The organism is Clostridium algoriphilum (assembly GCF_020443705.1).
In the GTDB taxonomy this organism is placed as follows: Bacteria; Bacillota; Clostridia; order Clostridiales; family Clostridiaceae; genus Clostridium_AD; species Clostridium_AD algoriphilum.
The window spans coordinates 66,305-82,677 of the sequence record NZ_JAIZZK010000003.1; the positions used below are offsets into that span (position 1 = coordinate 66,305).

14 protein-coding genes and 1 pseudogene are annotated in these 16,373 nt (G+C 31.0%); 3 read left to right on the forward strand and 12 right to left on the reverse strand.

Annotated elements, in window-relative coordinates:
* Nucleotides 1-50 precede the first annotated feature (50 nt).
* The 6 genes from LGK95_RS03970 to LGK95_RS03995 all read right to left on the reverse strand — a co-directional run bounded on the left by LGK95_RS03970 (nt 51) and on the right by LGK95_RS03995 (nt 7,427).
* Entirely contained in the window at nt 51-851 is an 801-nt protein-coding gene (locus tag LGK95_RS03970; RefSeq protein WP_226122460.1) for a multinuclear nonheme iron-dependent oxidase, read from the reverse strand.
* Nucleotides 852-893: 42 nt separating this feature from the next.
* Nucleotides 894-1,865, reverse strand: coding sequence for a porphobilinogen synthase (gene hemB, locus LGK95_RS03975; protein ID WP_226122464.1), 972 nt, complete (start codon nt 1,863-1,865; stop codon nt 894-896).
* 104 nt (nt 1,866-1,969) lie between these two features.
* A complete protein-coding gene (locus LGK95_RS03980; RefSeq protein WP_226122466.1) occupies nt 1,970-3,157 on the reverse strand; it encodes a pyridoxal phosphate-dependent aminotransferase in 1,188 nt (395 codons plus the stop codon).
* 67 nt (nt 3,158-3,224) lie between these two features.
* The gene (locus tag LGK95_RS03985) at nt 3,225-4,460 is read right to left on the reverse strand and encodes a peptidase U32 family protein (protein WP_226122831.1); all 1,236 of its coding nucleotides are present in this window, start codon (nt 4,458-4,460) and stop codon (nt 3,225-3,227) included.
* Between the two features lie 84 nt (nt 4,461-4,544).
* Complete coding sequence (locus tag LGK95_RS03990) at nt 4,545-6,161, reverse strand: nitrite/sulfite reductase (protein ID WP_226122471.1); 1,617 nt, start codon at nt 6,159-6,161, stop codon at nt 4,545-4,547.
* A 63-nt stretch (nt 6,162-6,224) separates the two neighbouring features.
* Nucleotides 6,225-7,427, reverse strand: coding sequence for an acetylornithine/succinylornithine family transaminase (locus LGK95_RS03995; protein ID WP_226122475.1), 1,203 nt, complete (start codon nt 7,425-7,427; stop codon nt 6,225-6,227).
* A gap of 123 nt (nt 7,428-7,550) precedes the next feature.
* Between LGK95_RS03995 and LGK95_RS04000 the strand changes: the two genes are divergently transcribed.
* Complete coding sequence (locus LGK95_RS04000) at nt 7,551-8,888, forward strand: aminotransferase-like domain-containing protein (RefSeq protein WP_226122476.1); 1,338 nt, start codon at nt 7,551-7,553, stop codon at nt 8,886-8,888.
* Between the two features lie 47 nt (nt 8,889-8,935).
* Here LGK95_RS04000 and LGK95_RS04005 read toward each other — a convergent pair whose 3' ends face one another.
* The 3 genes from LGK95_RS04005 to LGK95_RS04015 are packed head-to-tail and all read right to left on the reverse strand — an operon-like array spanning nt 8,936 to nt 11,033.
* On the reverse strand, nt 8,936-9,751 hold the full coding sequence (locus LGK95_RS04005; RefSeq protein WP_226122477.1) for an ABC transporter permease: 816 nt from the start codon (nt 9,749-9,751) through the stop codon (nt 8,936-8,938).
* On the reverse strand, nt 9,735-10,706 hold the full coding sequence (locus LGK95_RS04010; RefSeq protein ID WP_226122478.1) for an ABC transporter ATP-binding protein: 972 nt from the start codon (nt 10,704-10,706) through the stop codon (nt 9,735-9,737). The genes LGK95_RS04005 and LGK95_RS04010 overlap by 17 nt, the downstream gene beginning before the upstream one ends.
* A gap of 48 nt (nt 10,707-10,754) precedes the next feature.
* Nucleotides 10,755-11,033, reverse strand: a complete 279-nt coding sequence (locus tag LGK95_RS04015; protein ID WP_226122480.1) for a cupin domain-containing protein — start codon at nt 11,031-11,033, stop codon at nt 10,755-10,757.
* Between the two features lie 258 nt (nt 11,034-11,291).
* Here LGK95_RS04015 and LGK95_RS04020 point away from each other — a divergent pair.
* A pseudogene (locus LGK95_RS04020) lies at nt 11,292-11,417 on the forward strand (4-hydroxy-tetrahydrodipicolinate synthase); the annotation flags it as partial.
* A gap of 421 nt (nt 11,418-11,838) precedes the next feature.
* Nucleotides 11,839-12,690 carry a CPBP family intramembrane glutamic endopeptidase gene (locus LGK95_RS04025; RefSeq protein WP_226122482.1) on the forward strand — a complete coding sequence of 284 codons (852 nt, stop codon included), beginning with the start codon at nt 11,839-11,841 and terminating at the stop codon, nt 12,688-12,690.
* Nucleotides 12,691-12,886: 196 nt separating this feature from the next.
* Here LGK95_RS04025 and LGK95_RS04030 read toward each other — a convergent pair whose 3' ends face one another.
* The 3 genes from LGK95_RS04030 to LGK95_RS04040 all read right to left on the reverse strand — a co-directional run bounded on the left by LGK95_RS04030 (nt 12,887) and on the right by LGK95_RS04040 (nt 16,368).
* Complete coding sequence (locus LGK95_RS04030) at nt 12,887-13,891, reverse strand: DUF3231 family protein (RefSeq protein ID WP_226122484.1); 1,005 nt, start codon at nt 13,889-13,891, stop codon at nt 12,887-12,889.
* A gap of 87 nt (nt 13,892-13,978) precedes the next feature.
* Nucleotides 13,979-14,794 (reverse strand): TIGR03943 family putative permease subunit, encoded by an 816-nt coding sequence (locus tag LGK95_RS04035; protein WP_226122485.1) that lies wholly within the window; start codon nt 14,792-14,794, stop codon nt 13,979-13,981.
* 14 nt (nt 14,795-14,808) lie between these two features.
* A complete protein-coding gene (locus LGK95_RS04040; RefSeq protein ID WP_226122486.1) occupies nt 14,809-16,368 on the reverse strand; it encodes a permease in 1,560 nt (519 codons plus the stop codon).
* Between the last annotated feature and the right edge of the window lie 5 nt (nt 16,369-16,373).

A 16,373-nucleotide genomic window follows, 5' to 3' on the forward strand; every position in this document is an offset into this window, starting at 1 on the left:
ATAGAAAAATATTAAATCTACCTTTGGCTTAATATCTATTACACTTTCACTTATTGGGTTGGATTACATATGTTTTGTATTTCATTTAGCTGTTTTTCTAAAGAACAAATAACTGTCTCCTCATTTTCTGACTCTACTCCATTATATTCCAATGAAACTATACTGGGATTTGTATAATTTAAAACCCATTCTAACAATTTGTAATCTTCATTTTTCATAGCTTGATGTGTATCTTCTGGAAAACCATCTTTATCATAACCAGAACCATTTATATGTATTTCTGCAACACGATTAAGTGGTAATGCTCGAATGTAATCTTGAATATTCCATTCGCGATATTGTGCAGTAATCTTCGCGTGGGAAATATCAAGCAAAAATGATATATCATTATCTGTAAACAATCGACTAATTTGTTCTGGCATAATATAGGGGTAATGATCAATCGTTATTCTATGCTCTTTCGGTGAATCAGCAATATTTTCAAGTAATAATGGTACTGTTAATTTGTTTTTAAAAATCTGAATCTGTTTAGACATACGTTCATATATATTTTCATCAGTCATACCAGGATACATATCTGAATTTTTAATGGAAAGATGAATGCCATAATGCGGAGAATTGCACTTCTTTATGAGATTATTTGCAGAATTAAAATCTATGATTTCTATATTTTTCATTCCTGTTCGCTCAAAATATCCTAGACCATGGAGTAGAACTGGTCGCATTGAACGCATGGTTGAAAACTGTTCATTAAACGTCCCATATGCGCCTGTCTTAATATAATCTGCACTAACAGCTTCATTTTCAAGAAGAAATTTCAAAGGCTTTGACCAATTGCATCCAATATACATATTTTGTAACACACTCCTATCACATCTAAATAAAAATAACTTTTACATTTTCTCTCTAAGCCACCTACATAAATCAAGTGCATAATAAGTAATTATCATATCTGCTCCTGCTCTTTTCATAGAAAGATGCATTTCCATAGCTATAGCTTTCTCATCAACTAAACCTTGTTTTGCAGCTGCTTTTACCATAGCAAATTCTCCACTAACGCTATAAGCGGCTACTGGAACATCATGTCTATCTCTAGCCCATCTTATTACATCTAAATATGATAGTGCTGGTTTTACCATTATGATATCTGCACCTTCCTCAATATCACAATCTATTTCTCTCATGGCTTCTCTGATATTGGCTGGGTCCATTTGATATGTTTTTCTATCTCCAAACTTCGGCGAGGAATTAGCTGCTTCTCTGAAAGGCCCATAAAATGCTGAGGAATATTTTGCACTATAACCCATTATCGATATATTTGTGAAGCCATTATCATCTAAAATTGATCTTATTGCAGCAACATGTCCATCCATCATGTCAGATGGTGCTATCATGTCAGATCCAGCGCGCGCTTGAGACAGTGCTATTTCTGCAATATATTTTAAGCTTTTATCATTATCCACCCTTGACCCTTCAAGTATTCCACAGTGTCCATGACTTGTATATTGACACATACATACATCTGTTATTATAAATAAATCTTTTGATATTTCCCTTACCTTTTTAACAGCTCTTTGAACTATGCCATCATTATCGTAAGATCCACAACCAACCTCATCTTTATGGTCTGGTAATCCAAATAATATTACTCCACGCAACCCAGCCTCTTCAACCTCTTCTATAACCTCATGAAGTCTATCTAATGAAAAATGATAAGTCCCTGGCATTGAAGATACTTCTTCTTTAATGTTTTCACCTTCTACTACAAAAATAGGAAATACAAAGTCTGCTGGTGTTAATATTGTTTCACGTACTAAATCTCTTATGTTTCTTGTTTCTCTTAATCTTCTATTTCTTTTGAACATTGTTATCCACTCCTAGTTAAATAAATAATCTTTATTTTTAGTGACAATCATCCTTCGCAACCCTTCTATATCAAGGTTCTCACGAGCTTATATTTTCTCTTGCCTTAATTTTCAACAAAAGTTATTAACCTTTTAATCCCCTCTTTAATGCTTCCTATAGATGTTGCATATGAAAGTCTTATATAACTACTTGCACCAAAACCATCCCCAGGAATAACCGCTACTTTTTCTTTATCAAGAATTACATTAGCGAAATCTATTGAATTATTAATTAGAGTACCATCTATTACCTTACCAATCATTTTAGAGATATTAACCATAATATAAAAAGCACCTGCCGGTTTTACACATGAAAGCATATTGCAATCGTTTATTTTTTTAACTATATAATCTCTTCTGATTTTGAATTCTTTAAGCATTAATTTTACTGAAGTCTGATCTCCATTTAATGCCTCAACTGCTGCATACTGTGCTATAGAATTAGGATTAGCCGTGGTATGACTTTGTATATTAGACATTAATTTAATAATTTTCTCATTTCCAGCGGCATACCCAATTCTCCAACCAGTCATTGAGTATGTTTTAGAAACACCATGTATTATAATTGTTCTATTATAAGAATCATTACTTATATTCGCTATACTTGTATATTTAGAACTGTCATAAATAAACTTCTCATATATTTCATCAGATATTAATATCAGATCGTGAGCTTTTGCAAAATCTGATATAACTAATAACTCATCCCTACTATATACTGCACCCATTGGATTATTGGGACTATTTATAAGAATTGCTTTGGTTTTCGGCGTCAAAGCTCCACTTAATGCTTCCTTTGTATATTTAAAGTCATTTTCCTCTCTACCTGATACATACACCGGTACTCCATCTGCAAGTCTAATTAATTCAGGATAACTAACCCAATATGGTTTAGAAACAATAACTTCATCTCCAGGATTTAAAATAGCTTGAAATATATTTGCTATACATTGTTTAGCACCAGTTGAAATGATAATTTGAGACTTAGTATATATTAAATTATTATCTCGCCTAAATTTTCCACATATCGCAGTTTTTAATTCATCAATACCTGATGCCGGTGTATATTTTGTACACCCTCTTTTAATTGCTTCTATAGCTGCATTTTGAATGTTTTTAGGTGTATTAAAATCTGGTTCACCTGCACCAAATATTATTACGTCAATTCCATCTGTTTTCATTTTCTTTGCTCTCGAATTAATATCTAGGGTTATTGATGGTAAAATTTGTTCTGCTTTCTTTGAAAAAATCATATTAAAGACCTCCACATATATAATTTTATCCACAGAATCACTTTAATAATTTCTGTGAATAAAACAATTAGCATTCATTATTTTTCACCTTAATTTTAATAAGTATATCATCTGCCTTAAGCTCTTCATAACATTCTATTGTGAAAATCATTTGTGCTGAAGGTGCACTATCTATATCTTCTCCACTTTCTTTTTTCATACTTTGAAGTTTTATAATCTTGTTATCTCCCTTTGGAACTAAAACTTCAACAAAATCACCATTGTACACTTTATTTTTTTGTTCTATGGTCGCTATATGAGAATCTTTGTTATAATTTCTCACAATTCCAACAATATCATAATTACGAATGTATGCTGAACTTTCATAATTCTGCTTTATCTCCTCATCAAAATAAAAACCAGTAGTATAAGGTCTGTGACTAGGTTTTAGGAGATAATCTGCCCATTTAGAATCAAAAACATATTTTTTAGGATCTTCTATGTATTTATCAATAGCTTCTCTATAAGCTTTTACAACAGATGCAACATAATATACACTCTTCATTCTTCCTTCAATTTTGAAAGAATTAATTCCAGATTCCATAAGTTCAGGTATATGTTCTATCATGCATAGGTCCTTTGAATTCATTATATATATTCCATTACTATTTTCAGTAATTTCATGATATTCTCCAGATTCGTTTTCTTCTATTAGATGATATTTATATCTACATGGCTGTGCACAAGCACCTCTGTTTGCATCTCTACCTGTTAAATAATTTGATAACATACATCTACCTGAATATGCCATGCACATTGATCCATGAACAAAAGCTTCTATATCACAAGTTTCGGGAAGTTTTTCTCTCAAAATTTTAAAATCACTTATGTTCATTTCTCTCGCCATTACCACTCTTTTAACACCTAATTTGTGCCAAAATAAAGCAGATTTATAATTTACACAATTCGCTTGAGTACTTAAATGTATCTCAAGATTTGGTACTACCTCTTTAGCAGTTGCAATAATTCCCGGATCTGCAACAAGTATTGCATCAACCCCAATGTCATATAACTCTTTAAGATAATCTTCTATTTCTGGTAAATCATCATTGTGAGGAATTATGTTTAATGTAACATAAATCTTTTTACTCCTAGAATGTGCAAATTCTAGCCCCTCTTTTAATTGTTCAATATTGAAATTATTTGCAAATGCTCTTAGATTCAATTTACTTCCACCAAGATATACCGCATCAGCACCAAAATTTATAGCTGTTTTAAGTTTTTCTAAGTTCCCCGCTGGAGCTAAAAGCTCTGGTTTAGTCATAACTGATTTCTCCTCATCTTTTGAATTAATATTGTTTATAACATTACAAACCTTACTTTTACTTAACTTATCATAATAATTCAATTAGAAATCTGAGTATAAATCTGGATTTTCACTAAAACTCTCTATTGAAGAGTATTTAGAAACTAACGTTCTTACTCCTGCTTCTTTATTTTCTATGAATTCAATAAAATTTATATAACCCGAATTAACTTTTAACTGAGCTAACGCTAAAAGAAACTTAACTATTTTCTTAGTAGGAATTTCTCCATAAACTTCTCCAAACTTCGCAACTCCCGGACCTACTTTCCCATTAAAAGATATAGAATATACAGGAACTAATCCACTATCCGTACGCTTCTTTTTTCCAAGAAATCCAATGAGACCTTTCTGAGGTTGTGCACAGGAATTGTGACATCCAGATATAAGTATTCTTGGAAGTGCGCCTTGTATATCAATAGGTGTATCTTTAAAGGCCTCAATTATGTTATGAAATAGACCTTGAGAATTATTAATACCAAATTTACAAACCTTAGGACCTACACATATTACAGAATTATATATATTAAATGTAGACGAAAAAGTAGATGTTGTTTCTATCAAACCTTCTATATCATTCTCTTTTAAATCTCTCACAAAAAAGCCTTGATTCATAGTAAGTCTTATAGATGTTTCATAATTTAAGTTTGTTATGTAATTTAACACTTTATCAAAATCATTAATGCTAATATCTCCATTTTGAGGATGTACGTATAAAGAATAATACCCTAATTGCTTTTGAGGATATATTATATTTTCATATTCCTTTTTACATTGTAATTTATTATCTTCCTTATTGTTTTGTATCACTTCTTCCTTTGACTCTACATTGAGTTTTAGGTCCTGCTCTGTTTTCAATTTATTGAGTTCACTTCTAAACATTTTAATAAATCCTTCTTCACCTAATCTTTGAACAACAAATCTTAATCTAGCTTTCTGCCTATTAGTTCTGTCACCTTCTCTCTCAAAAACTTGTTTCATAGCTTGTACATAATATAATGCCTCTGTATCTTCTATAAAATCTTCTAGTTTCAGAGCTACCATAGCACTGCCACCTAATCCACCACCACCATAAACTTCGAATCCTCTTTTACCTTCAACTATTTTTGCTATGAATCCTATATCTGTAATAGTAGCATTAGCAGTATCCTCTTCACTATTGGAAAAAGCTATCTTATATTTTCTTGGTAATTTAAGATTAGCAGGATCTTTCATCATATAATTTGTAACCTCATTCATATATGGTGTAACGTCAAATACATCATCCTTAGAAACTCCAGAAAGAGGGGAACATGTGATGTTTCTTATGCCATCTCCGCCAGCACCTCTTGTAATTAATCCAGCTTTTGCTAATTCATCAATTATAATATCTAAATATTCCAATTTCACTGAATGAAATTGAATATCCTGTCTTGTCGTAAACCGTATCTTGACAACTTCACATTTCTTAGCTATATTGCTTATAGCCTTTAATTGTTTAAGTGTTGTGACCCCACCAGCAATTCTTGGTCTAACCATATATGTATCATTCAACCTTTCCTTATAAACTCCCATAATAGAACTGAATGATTTCATATTTTCTAATTTGCCTTCTTTGTATTGTTGTAATTTATTTTTAAAATCTTGAATACTACTTATAATATCTTCTGTAATTGTTATCAATTTAATCTCCTTTCAAAACTTGTCCACGCTTATGGATCTCTCAAAGTTTTTCTTTACTCTTGTTTACAAAATTGTATCTAATACTTTGGAGAGTATATCGACCATTTTGTCCGTATCTTCTTCAGTAACTATTAAAGGTGGCATTAAACGAATAGTAGATGGTTTGGGTGAATTTAATATAAGTCCTTCATCTAGACATTTATCAACAATTTCTTTTCCATTATCTTGTGGAAGATCAAAAGCAAGTAATAATCCTTTTCCTCTTATATTTTTTAATTTATACTTATCTTTTATTTCAATTAGTTTTTTTATTATATAGTTTCCCTGCATTTTAGCATTGTATGATAGATCTTTGTTAATAATTTCGCTAACTACAGCTATTCCTACAGCCATCCCAAGCGGTTGAGATGAATAAGTTCCACCTTGATCACCAGGCTCAAATATATTGAGTGCTTCTTTTGTTAATAATGCAGATAATGGATATCCACCACCTATACCTTTTGCAAGTGTCATTATATCAGGCTCAATATCATAATGTTCATAAGCAAATAATTTTCCAGTCCTACCAAGGCCTGTTTGAACCTCATCGAAAATCATAAGAATCCCACGTTCCTTACATATATCACTTAAAATTCTCATGTAATTTTTATTTACTTCATAAACTCCACCTTCTCCTTGGATAGGTTCCAGCATAATCGCACATGTCGAAGATGTTATGCAAGCTTTAATACATTCTATATCATTTAATGGAACATGCTTGAATCCAGGAACCTTTGGTTCATATAATTTCTCCCAAACTTTCTTACCGGATGCAGACATTGTAGCAAGAGTTCTACCGTGGAAACTATTAGTAATGGTTATTATTTCGTAAGCACCATTAAGAAACTTAGCCCCATATTTCCTTGCTAACTTTATAGCCCCTTCATTTGCTTCAGAACCACTATTCGTAAAAAACACTTTGTTAAAACAAGAATTATCTGTAAGAAGTTTTGCAAATTCAATCATTGGCTTATTATAAAATGAAGGACTTGCATTGATTAATGTGTTCCCTTGATTTATCAATGCTTCTTTAATAACATTTGGACAATGTCCTAGGGCATTTACAGCCCACCCACCCACAAAATCAAGATAATTTTTACCTTCTGTATCCCATAAATACATACCTTCCCCAGATTCAATTACTATGCTAGGACGCATGGTCGTAAATAAAATAGAATTGCTCGCTTCAATAAGCAATTCCTTTGTATTGTTTAATTCATAACCCATAAATTTAGCCACTCCTTTAAAATTCAATTTTTCACTATACAATTAGGTTAATATAGTTTAATCTATATATCAACAAACAAAATTATAATCTGTACTAGTACAATATTAAAGGAGGGTCTTAATTTGTTGAAATACGAAGAAATTATAGAATACATTAAAAATAATATAAAGTCCGAGGAACTCAACCATTCAAATAGATTACCCTCTATAAGATCAATTCAAAAACTGTTTCAGTTTAGTACTGGCACGGTTTTAAAAGCTTATGAAAAACTTGAGCAAGAACACATTATATATTCAGTACCTAAAAGTGGATATTATGTAGTTGATAATTTTCACAATCAAAATTCTTCTAAAAATCCTATAATTGATTTTTCAGCTGTAAATATAAATGTTGAAGCTTTTCCGTATAAAAATTTTCAACATTGTTTAAATAAATCAATAGACTTATATAAAGAGAAACTTTTTACATTTTCGGATCCCAGAGGATTAAATTCATTAATTAGTGTGTTATCAAAACATATTCAAAACTATCAGATATTTACAAACCAAAATAACATAGTTATTACATCAAGCTCTCAGCAAGCATTAAACATATTATCAATTATGCCCTTTCCGAATGGTAAATCTAATATTCTCGTAGAGCAACCTACATATTACGGGATGATAAAATCTCTAGAACTTAATAATATTCCTACTCTAGGCATCAATAGAGATTTTAATGGAATAAATTTAGATGAATTAGAGAGATTATTTAAATATGGCAATATTAAATTTTTTTATAGTATCCCTAGGTTCCATAATCCCACTGGAACTTCATACAATAGACATGAAAAACAAGAAATTATCAAATTAGCAGAAAAATATGATGTCTATATTGTTGAAGATGATGTTGCAGCTGATTTAGATATGAATAAAAAAAACGACCCTATGTTTTCATATGATACTTCATCAAGAGTAATATACCTAAAAAGTTATTCAAAGATACTTATGCCAGGTTTAAGGGTTTCTTTACTTATATTACCTGACTTACTAATTGATAAATTTTTACAATATAAAAAATGGACTGACATGACCAGCCCAATACTATCTCAAGGAGCGTTAGAAATATATATAAAAAACGGTATGTTTGATACTCATACAAAACAATTAGTTAGTTTATATAAGAGTCGTATAAATTGCCTGAAAAACACTTTATTAGAATGTACTCACCCAAACATACAGTACAATATTCCTGAGTCTGGCTATTTTGGTTGTATTTATGTAAATGGTTCTTTAAATTATGATAAAATAGTTGCGTCGCTACATTCTAATAATATAAAAATATTTAATACAAGTGAATGTTTCCTTAAAGAATATAAGTGCAATAATTATTTTAGAATTACCATTAGCAATGTAAATGAAAAACAAATAACTAAGAATGTTCCTATAATACTTAATACTATTGAAAAATACTTGAGCTAATAGCGACTGCAGTGCTTTTTAGTTCTGCAGTCACATTTTCACCTCCTTTAAGCACCTTTTGCCATTCTTATAAATCGCTTCGACCCAAAATATCCCATAATTACTATACTTAAGACTATCCCTAATATACTATATTGAATAGGCATATGAGTAATTTGAGGTGTTATGACAGCTCTGAGAGACTCATTTACATATAACAATGGATTTACCAATACTAATATTTTAATTATTGGTGTCGCACTTAAATCATTCCACGAGAAAAATATTGCACCTAGGAATACCATAGGCATTAGAAACCCCGGAAACATAGCTGCGATTTGACTTGGCTTGATTATAGTTCCAACCAAAAGTCCTAAGGCTGCTGAAGAAAGAGCTGCAAGTAACAATACAGGTATTAAAACCAGTATACTTTGAGGATTAATATTCAAGTTCAAATTACTTCCCATTAATATCAGGGAAAGCGGTAAAACAATTAACCCACCAATCCATGACTCAATGATACCTACAGACATTTTTGCTAAGGCAACAGTTCTTACATTAACTGGAGCCATCAAACGATCTTCTATTTCTCTGGACATATTAAAATCCATAGTAAGAGGAACTGCAGTACCATGTATACCTGTAACAAGAATACTCATCCCTACCATGCCTGGAAACATCTGAGTTGGAAAGGTTTCCGGTACCAGACCTAGTCTTGGTAATATATAGCCATATAACAAAATCAGCATGAAGGGTAACATTGCTACACGAAAAACAAATTCCCATTTATCGCGAGTTTGAATGAGCAAGTCTCGTTTCACCATAGTTTTAAAAGCTATCCATGTTACATTTGAATTTGTATCCGAATTATTTCTTTTCATCATTGCTAATACTCCCCTTTCCAGTTAAATGTATGAATACATCATCAAGTGTGCTTGTACTCAAACTTATGTTTTGTAATGAAGTATCTAAAGTTTTTACCCATTCAAGAATTTGATTGAAATCAGGATGTTCTTGCTTCATATATAGAAGCAGTAATCCATTCTGAATAGCGGCATTTTCTACTTCAGGTAAAGTTTTAGCCTGTTCAACAAATTCATTCTTAATATCGGATAATTTGATAGAGATAATATTATTAGTAGGAATTAAAGCCTTTAATTCCTCGCCTGTACCAATCGCTTTCATTTCTCCTTGATCAATGATGGCAATCCGATCACATAATTTCTCAGGTTCTTCCATATAATGAGTTGTTAGGAATATGGTAGTGCCCGCTTTGTTTAATGCCAACATTTGTTCCCACAAAACAGCTCTGTAGCTAGGGTCTAGGCCTGTAGTAGGTTCATCAAGGAATAATATGTCCGGGTTGTGCATAATTGCTCTTGCAATCTTCAATCGCTGAGCCATGCCTCCTGAAAAACTTCTCACGTAATCGTGTTGTCGCTCGGTTAACCCAAATTTTTCTAGATATTCATCTGCTCTTTTATTTGCGGTTTCATCATCTATTCCAAAATATTTAGCATGATAGATGAGATTTTCTCGTGCTGTTAATCCTCGATCTAAATTGTTATGCTGAGCTACAACTCCAATTTTCCTTCTAGCCTGAGCCGGATTATCTAAAAACGATTGACCATCGATAAGTATTTCGCCCGATGTGGCTTCTTTCTGTGTTGTAATCATACTGATAGTAGTACTTTTACCTGCTCCATTTGGTCCAAGAAACCCAAATATCTCTCCCTTCTTAACTTCAAAACTTATTCCATTTACCGCTTTAATCTTTCGTTCTTTGGATAATTGGAATTTCTTTGTTAAATTCTTTACTTCCAAAATATTGTTAGACATTACTTTGCACCTTCCTCATTTTTAATAGTAAAATCAAGAAACTGAACCTTAAGGCCACCAAATAAAATTACCAGGACCATAACAACCGTCCTCAGTTTTTAATGTGCCTTCCATAACATACATACCATGTGCACAATGATGTGTGTGCCACGGAGTAACATATCCTGCAGGATAACGATTTATTCGAATCATTATATTGGTATCCGGATCTACCATTAGCATTTTTCTGTACATAAAAAATTGTGATTCAGCATTAAACCGTTTTTCCCAAGGCATCATATTAGTGTTAAATAAAATTGCTTTTTTTGATTCTGAAAAATTATTCATTTTATCACTCCTACTCAAATTAATATACTAAATTATGAGATCTTATGATTTTAACAGAATAAATTACATATCTTGACTCACATCCATAGTAGTATAGTAGAATTTATATATCAATAAACAAAAGTCTCATCTATGCTAGTACAGAATTAAATGAATTGTTTAATTCTGTACTAGCTATGAGTAATTTATTGAATGGATTAAGAGTGAAATTCCAGATGTAGTTTTAACTAATAGAAGGGGTTACATGCGTTTATTGATAATCCAGCACCTTTAAAATATTATTTAAAAAAGCTAGGGTTAATAGATTCTTCAGAGATTAGATTACCTTTAGTAGAAATTACAGATAAATTAGAAAAGAAACTAGATACCATATCTGAATTTTAATTGTAAAACAACAAAAACAACTTTATATTCTAGTTTATGTTAAATTATTAACGATACATAAATACTGTATATGTATCGTTTTTAGGACTACAAATAGGAATAATTAAAGTATATAAATTACATATCATGGAACCTTTTAAATGTGTTATTAATATAATACAATGTGTGTTATTAATATAATACAATGTGTATTATCCTCATTTGTATCAACTACAAGATAAATAAGTAGTATTAATATTATTTGAGTTTATACAATAGTAAAAGCTGATTTACTTAAAACAAATTTACTATCCTTATAGTAAATAATTGAACGTTAATTACCATTGTTTTCGATGTGTTCGCTTGGGCGATTATTAAACATCCCTGGAGAATGACTTGTAGATATGAGAAGTTCATATTATTCATAAAATGGAGGAAATCTATGAAAGAAAAAAAGTCTGTTATTGCGTTTTTGATTATTACGTTTGTGTTGAGCAGTATCGTCTATGTTATCTGGATTAGGGGCGGAGAGGCAGCTACCAGAACCGGAATATCGGCCATATTGATGTGGTGTCCCGCAGTTGCTGCCTTTATTGTCCGTGGTAAATATTATAAAAAAGAAAAATTACTTGGAATGAATAAATGTAAGTTATCTTTCATCCTGGCTGCAATTGCTGCACCCATCATATATTTAGGTTTGTCGTATGGTATCTATTGGTTGGTAAACAGAGGATCATTTACAGGTGATTTATACTCACTATCTTCGATTTCTTCATCATATACAGCTAAATTAAATCATCGTTCTGTGGTTACAGTGATTACATTGATTATAGCGATTTTTACATCAATTATAGCGGCAGCGGGAGAAGAAATCGGTTGGAGAGGCTTCCTTCTTCCACAAATGGCGAAAATCTGGAACGTTAAGGTAGCAGTTATTGTAAGCGGACTGATTTGGGCTGTATGGCATATGCCGATTATGATTGCAGGATTATATCTGCCGGGAACCCCGCTATGGTATAAATTGCCAATGTTTGTGATTGAAATAATTGCCATAACAGTAATAATGGCGGTTTTAAGATTAAAGTCTAAGAGTGTCTGGCCTGCCATTTTACTTCATGCAAGTCATAACTATTTCGATCAGGCTATCTTTGGGACCTTGACTAACAGCATTAACAAGGTCTATTATGTGGGAGAAACGGGCATCATTACGGTCATAGCAATGATACTTGTGGCAATCGGCACGGTAATGCTTTTTAGAAAGAATATGCAAACTGGTTTGCAGAAGGTATCGTGAATAAATTAAGAGCTATAAAGAGAATTATGTATTATACTGAATTTAATGATATTTAACGTGCTTTATAATTATGTATAAATGGACTCAAAAAATAATGGATAAATTATATACTAATGTATCCATCTTTTTTTCACTTTAATTGTAAACCTCTAAAGGGGTTACATACTTTTCAAATTTAGTCTTATCTATCTTAATTTTAGATTTCCACCAAATTTTTATGTTCTACTGATTGTGGTGGCTGTTCTAGCCAGTTATTATCAATCATAATAACTGCACCGTCTTTTATATATTTCATAACTTCAGATGTAATTCTCATAAACTTCATTTGAAGGTCTCTTCTTAAAGTCTCCGCCAAAGCCATGCCGTCATTTTCTATTGAAATAGTACCTACTGAAACTATTAAAAACATCATTAATTTTTCTGAAAAAGGTGCAACTGTAGAATTAGTAACAAATGAATATGAAGTAGATGGAATAGGAATATTTTCACTTGTTAAAATTGATGTAAATATATCAATTTTCTTTGATGAAATATCTCTTCCCCTAAACATATAGTCAGCAATTTTTTTTGACTTAGAAACCTGACCAAATCCTGTTATTATTGCCCTTCCCAATATATTTGCTAAAATTACAATAGAAATATGAGTTATTTCTCCTGCAAGTAAAGGTCTCTTTTCTCCACCCCAATCTATACTAAATTTTTTACTTTTTATATATTTAACTGTTTTTGGTACTTCTACACAAGGAAACCTTGTAAAAACCCCCTTAGATAATCTTACGTCTGTAACCTTATTATAGAGGTCAGTTGATTCAATGGTAAGTTTCGTGAAAAGCTCTCTTATATCTGAGCGTGCGCAATTACTTAAAATTTGAGTATAGTTCAACATATGCGCTCTTGCTAAGTTTGACAAATATAATAGATAAAATTCGTCTGTAAATAAACGTGGTACATCAACATAGACATCATCATCAGTAAAGCCATCTGGTATTGGAATTGACGATTGGGTAAAAATATTTTCCAATGAATGAATATTACGATAAGTTAAATCTAAAACATGCTGTAAAATAGAACATGTTTCAATATCATCAACTCTATTTACAAAAAAAGTAAGCAAACATTTTGTTGCACTACTTGCCATATAAGTATTCCATAGACCTGATATTTCAGATGAAACTAATGGTATTTTTTTTATATCACCCACAAATAAAAACCTCCTTGTATAAAACTTTAATAAAATTAGTATTCCCAATATGTATTTTTTTATAATTTCATACACATAATTTGGTTTTTAAAATGGATAGACATATTCCTTCTTTGGTTTTTCTGTATTCTTTATACTTTCGGTTATAATTATAGGGCTTTTTTCACCGTTATATTCTAATAATTTTATTGTACCTTTAACAATTATCCAAGTATCCTGTTTTAGATCCTTGGCTTTATCATAATGAGCCAAAAGGCCAACTGGTACCAAATCTGCAGCGCAGCATGTCATCATAAGCCTAGCTGGGACAAACTCATTATCTTTAAATCCATCAGCTTTAAACACTAACCCAGTTAGTTCAATTTTCTTACCCTCATATTTTGCCATATTATTAGAAATCTCTTCTGTCCATTTTCCGAAATTGTTATCACTTACTACTATGGTATTCTCCTTCATTTCTAATTTTACATCTACTTTACTTGTATTTGTTTTGGTAGTTGTAGTATTATTACCTGTAGTTTTATCTTGATTTGTTATATCTGTTACATTTTTCTGTTTTGTATTATCAGTTTGCTCCGCGCTTTTAGCGCCTGTAAGTGACATTGACTTTGAACTAACTGATGTTGATGGTGTCATAGAAGCCATAAACAAAGGAATAATAAAAAATAAGTAAGGTTTTATATTTACTTTTCTTTTTGGTTTAAATAAATCCCGTACAATGAATAAAGAAAGTGAAATCATTGCTACAATTCCAAATTTTATATATGGAATAATCCTAGGATTAACATAAAGTAGCACTTTCCCAGTTTTTATAATGTCATAAAAGAAAAATGCAAATCCAATTAATATTATTAGTTTTAATAATACTTCTATGTTTATTTTTTTTAGTTTTATTAACTGCATAACTTATACCCCCATTAGAATAGTGTTGCGAACACAATTAATATCGAGAATGAGATTAATAATATTACAATTACAAGTTTAATTACAAATCTTTTCTTAAAGTTTCCTAGTAGCATAAGCAAGTTCTTTATATCTAACATAGGACCAAGTACTAAAAAGCCCATTATTGCTCCTATAGGAAATTGATTAACAAAAGTTCTTGCTATAAATGCATCGGAAGTTGAGCATACTGAAAGAATAAATGCAAATAACATCATTATTAAAAGTGAAATTATAGTTCCTCCACCTAAGTTTGCAAATAGTTCTTTTGGGATTAAAGTCTGCATTATACTAGAAAGAAGTGAGCCAATAATTATGAATTTCCCTATTTGGAAAAATTCTGCTCCTGCATGTCTAAATATTGCATCCACATTTCCTAGAATACCTTTTTTATTATTAAAATCCTCACTACAAAACCCACAATCACAAGTAATTTCATCTAAATTGCTAAATAACGTAACATCATTTTCCGGAGCAAAAATAAATACTACCCCAACAAAAAATGCTACAGCAATGCCTAAACATACCCTATATATAGCTATGGATGGTTGATTGGGAAATGCATACAATGTAGAAGCAATAACAATAGGATTCATTATTGGTGCAGCGAGCATAAATGTTACAGCAGCTGGCAAAGGAACACCTTTTTTAACAAGTCTTGCACCTACTGGTACAATAGCACAATCACATACTGGGAAAAAAAGTCCTGCAAATAAAGCAACAATAAATTGTAAGGCAGTATTTTTCGGAAAAATATTAGTTATTTTTTCACTTGATGCATTTACTTGTATTATAGCAGAAACAAATACACCAAATAATATAAATGGAAAAGCCTGAATCAAAATACTTAGAAATACTACTCTAAAACGTTCTAGCCAAGAGTAAAAATTATGTGTTATATCAAGACCTATTACAGAATACACTAAATAAGCTATAGCGAAAACTAATATAGCCGCGAGAATCAATATTTCATTATTCAATACCTTTGGTTTAGCTAAAATAGAAATTCCATTACTTATTTTAGCGGACTTGTTTATTCTTTTTAGAGTACTTTCAATATTCTTTAATTTCTCACCATGAAACCCAGCTGTATTGTTTAGAATAATAAAATCACTATTGGAAATCTGATTTACAAGTATACCACCCATATTTTTTATAAAGACATCAAAAGTTGAAGCATCAATGGTATGGACAATTTCGTTTATGAAACATTTTCTACTTATACTAAGATAATCAAAAATTTCTAATAAACTATCAATTTTTTTCATACCATTAGCTTCTATAATAATTTTAGTTGGATTATATTTTTCAATAACATGCTTTATATATTCTTTATCTAAAGTATTTTGTTTATAAGCATTTTCAACAAACAAACGCTTACTCTCGATAATAGAATCTATATCTGTTTGTCCTTTTTCGCATTGTATTATTACTATAATATCTCTTTCAGAAACCTCATTTTTGAGCTTATTATTTATAAGTTTAGTCTTACCTGACCCTAAAAAACCAGTTACTATGTCTACTTTTATTTTCATAACTT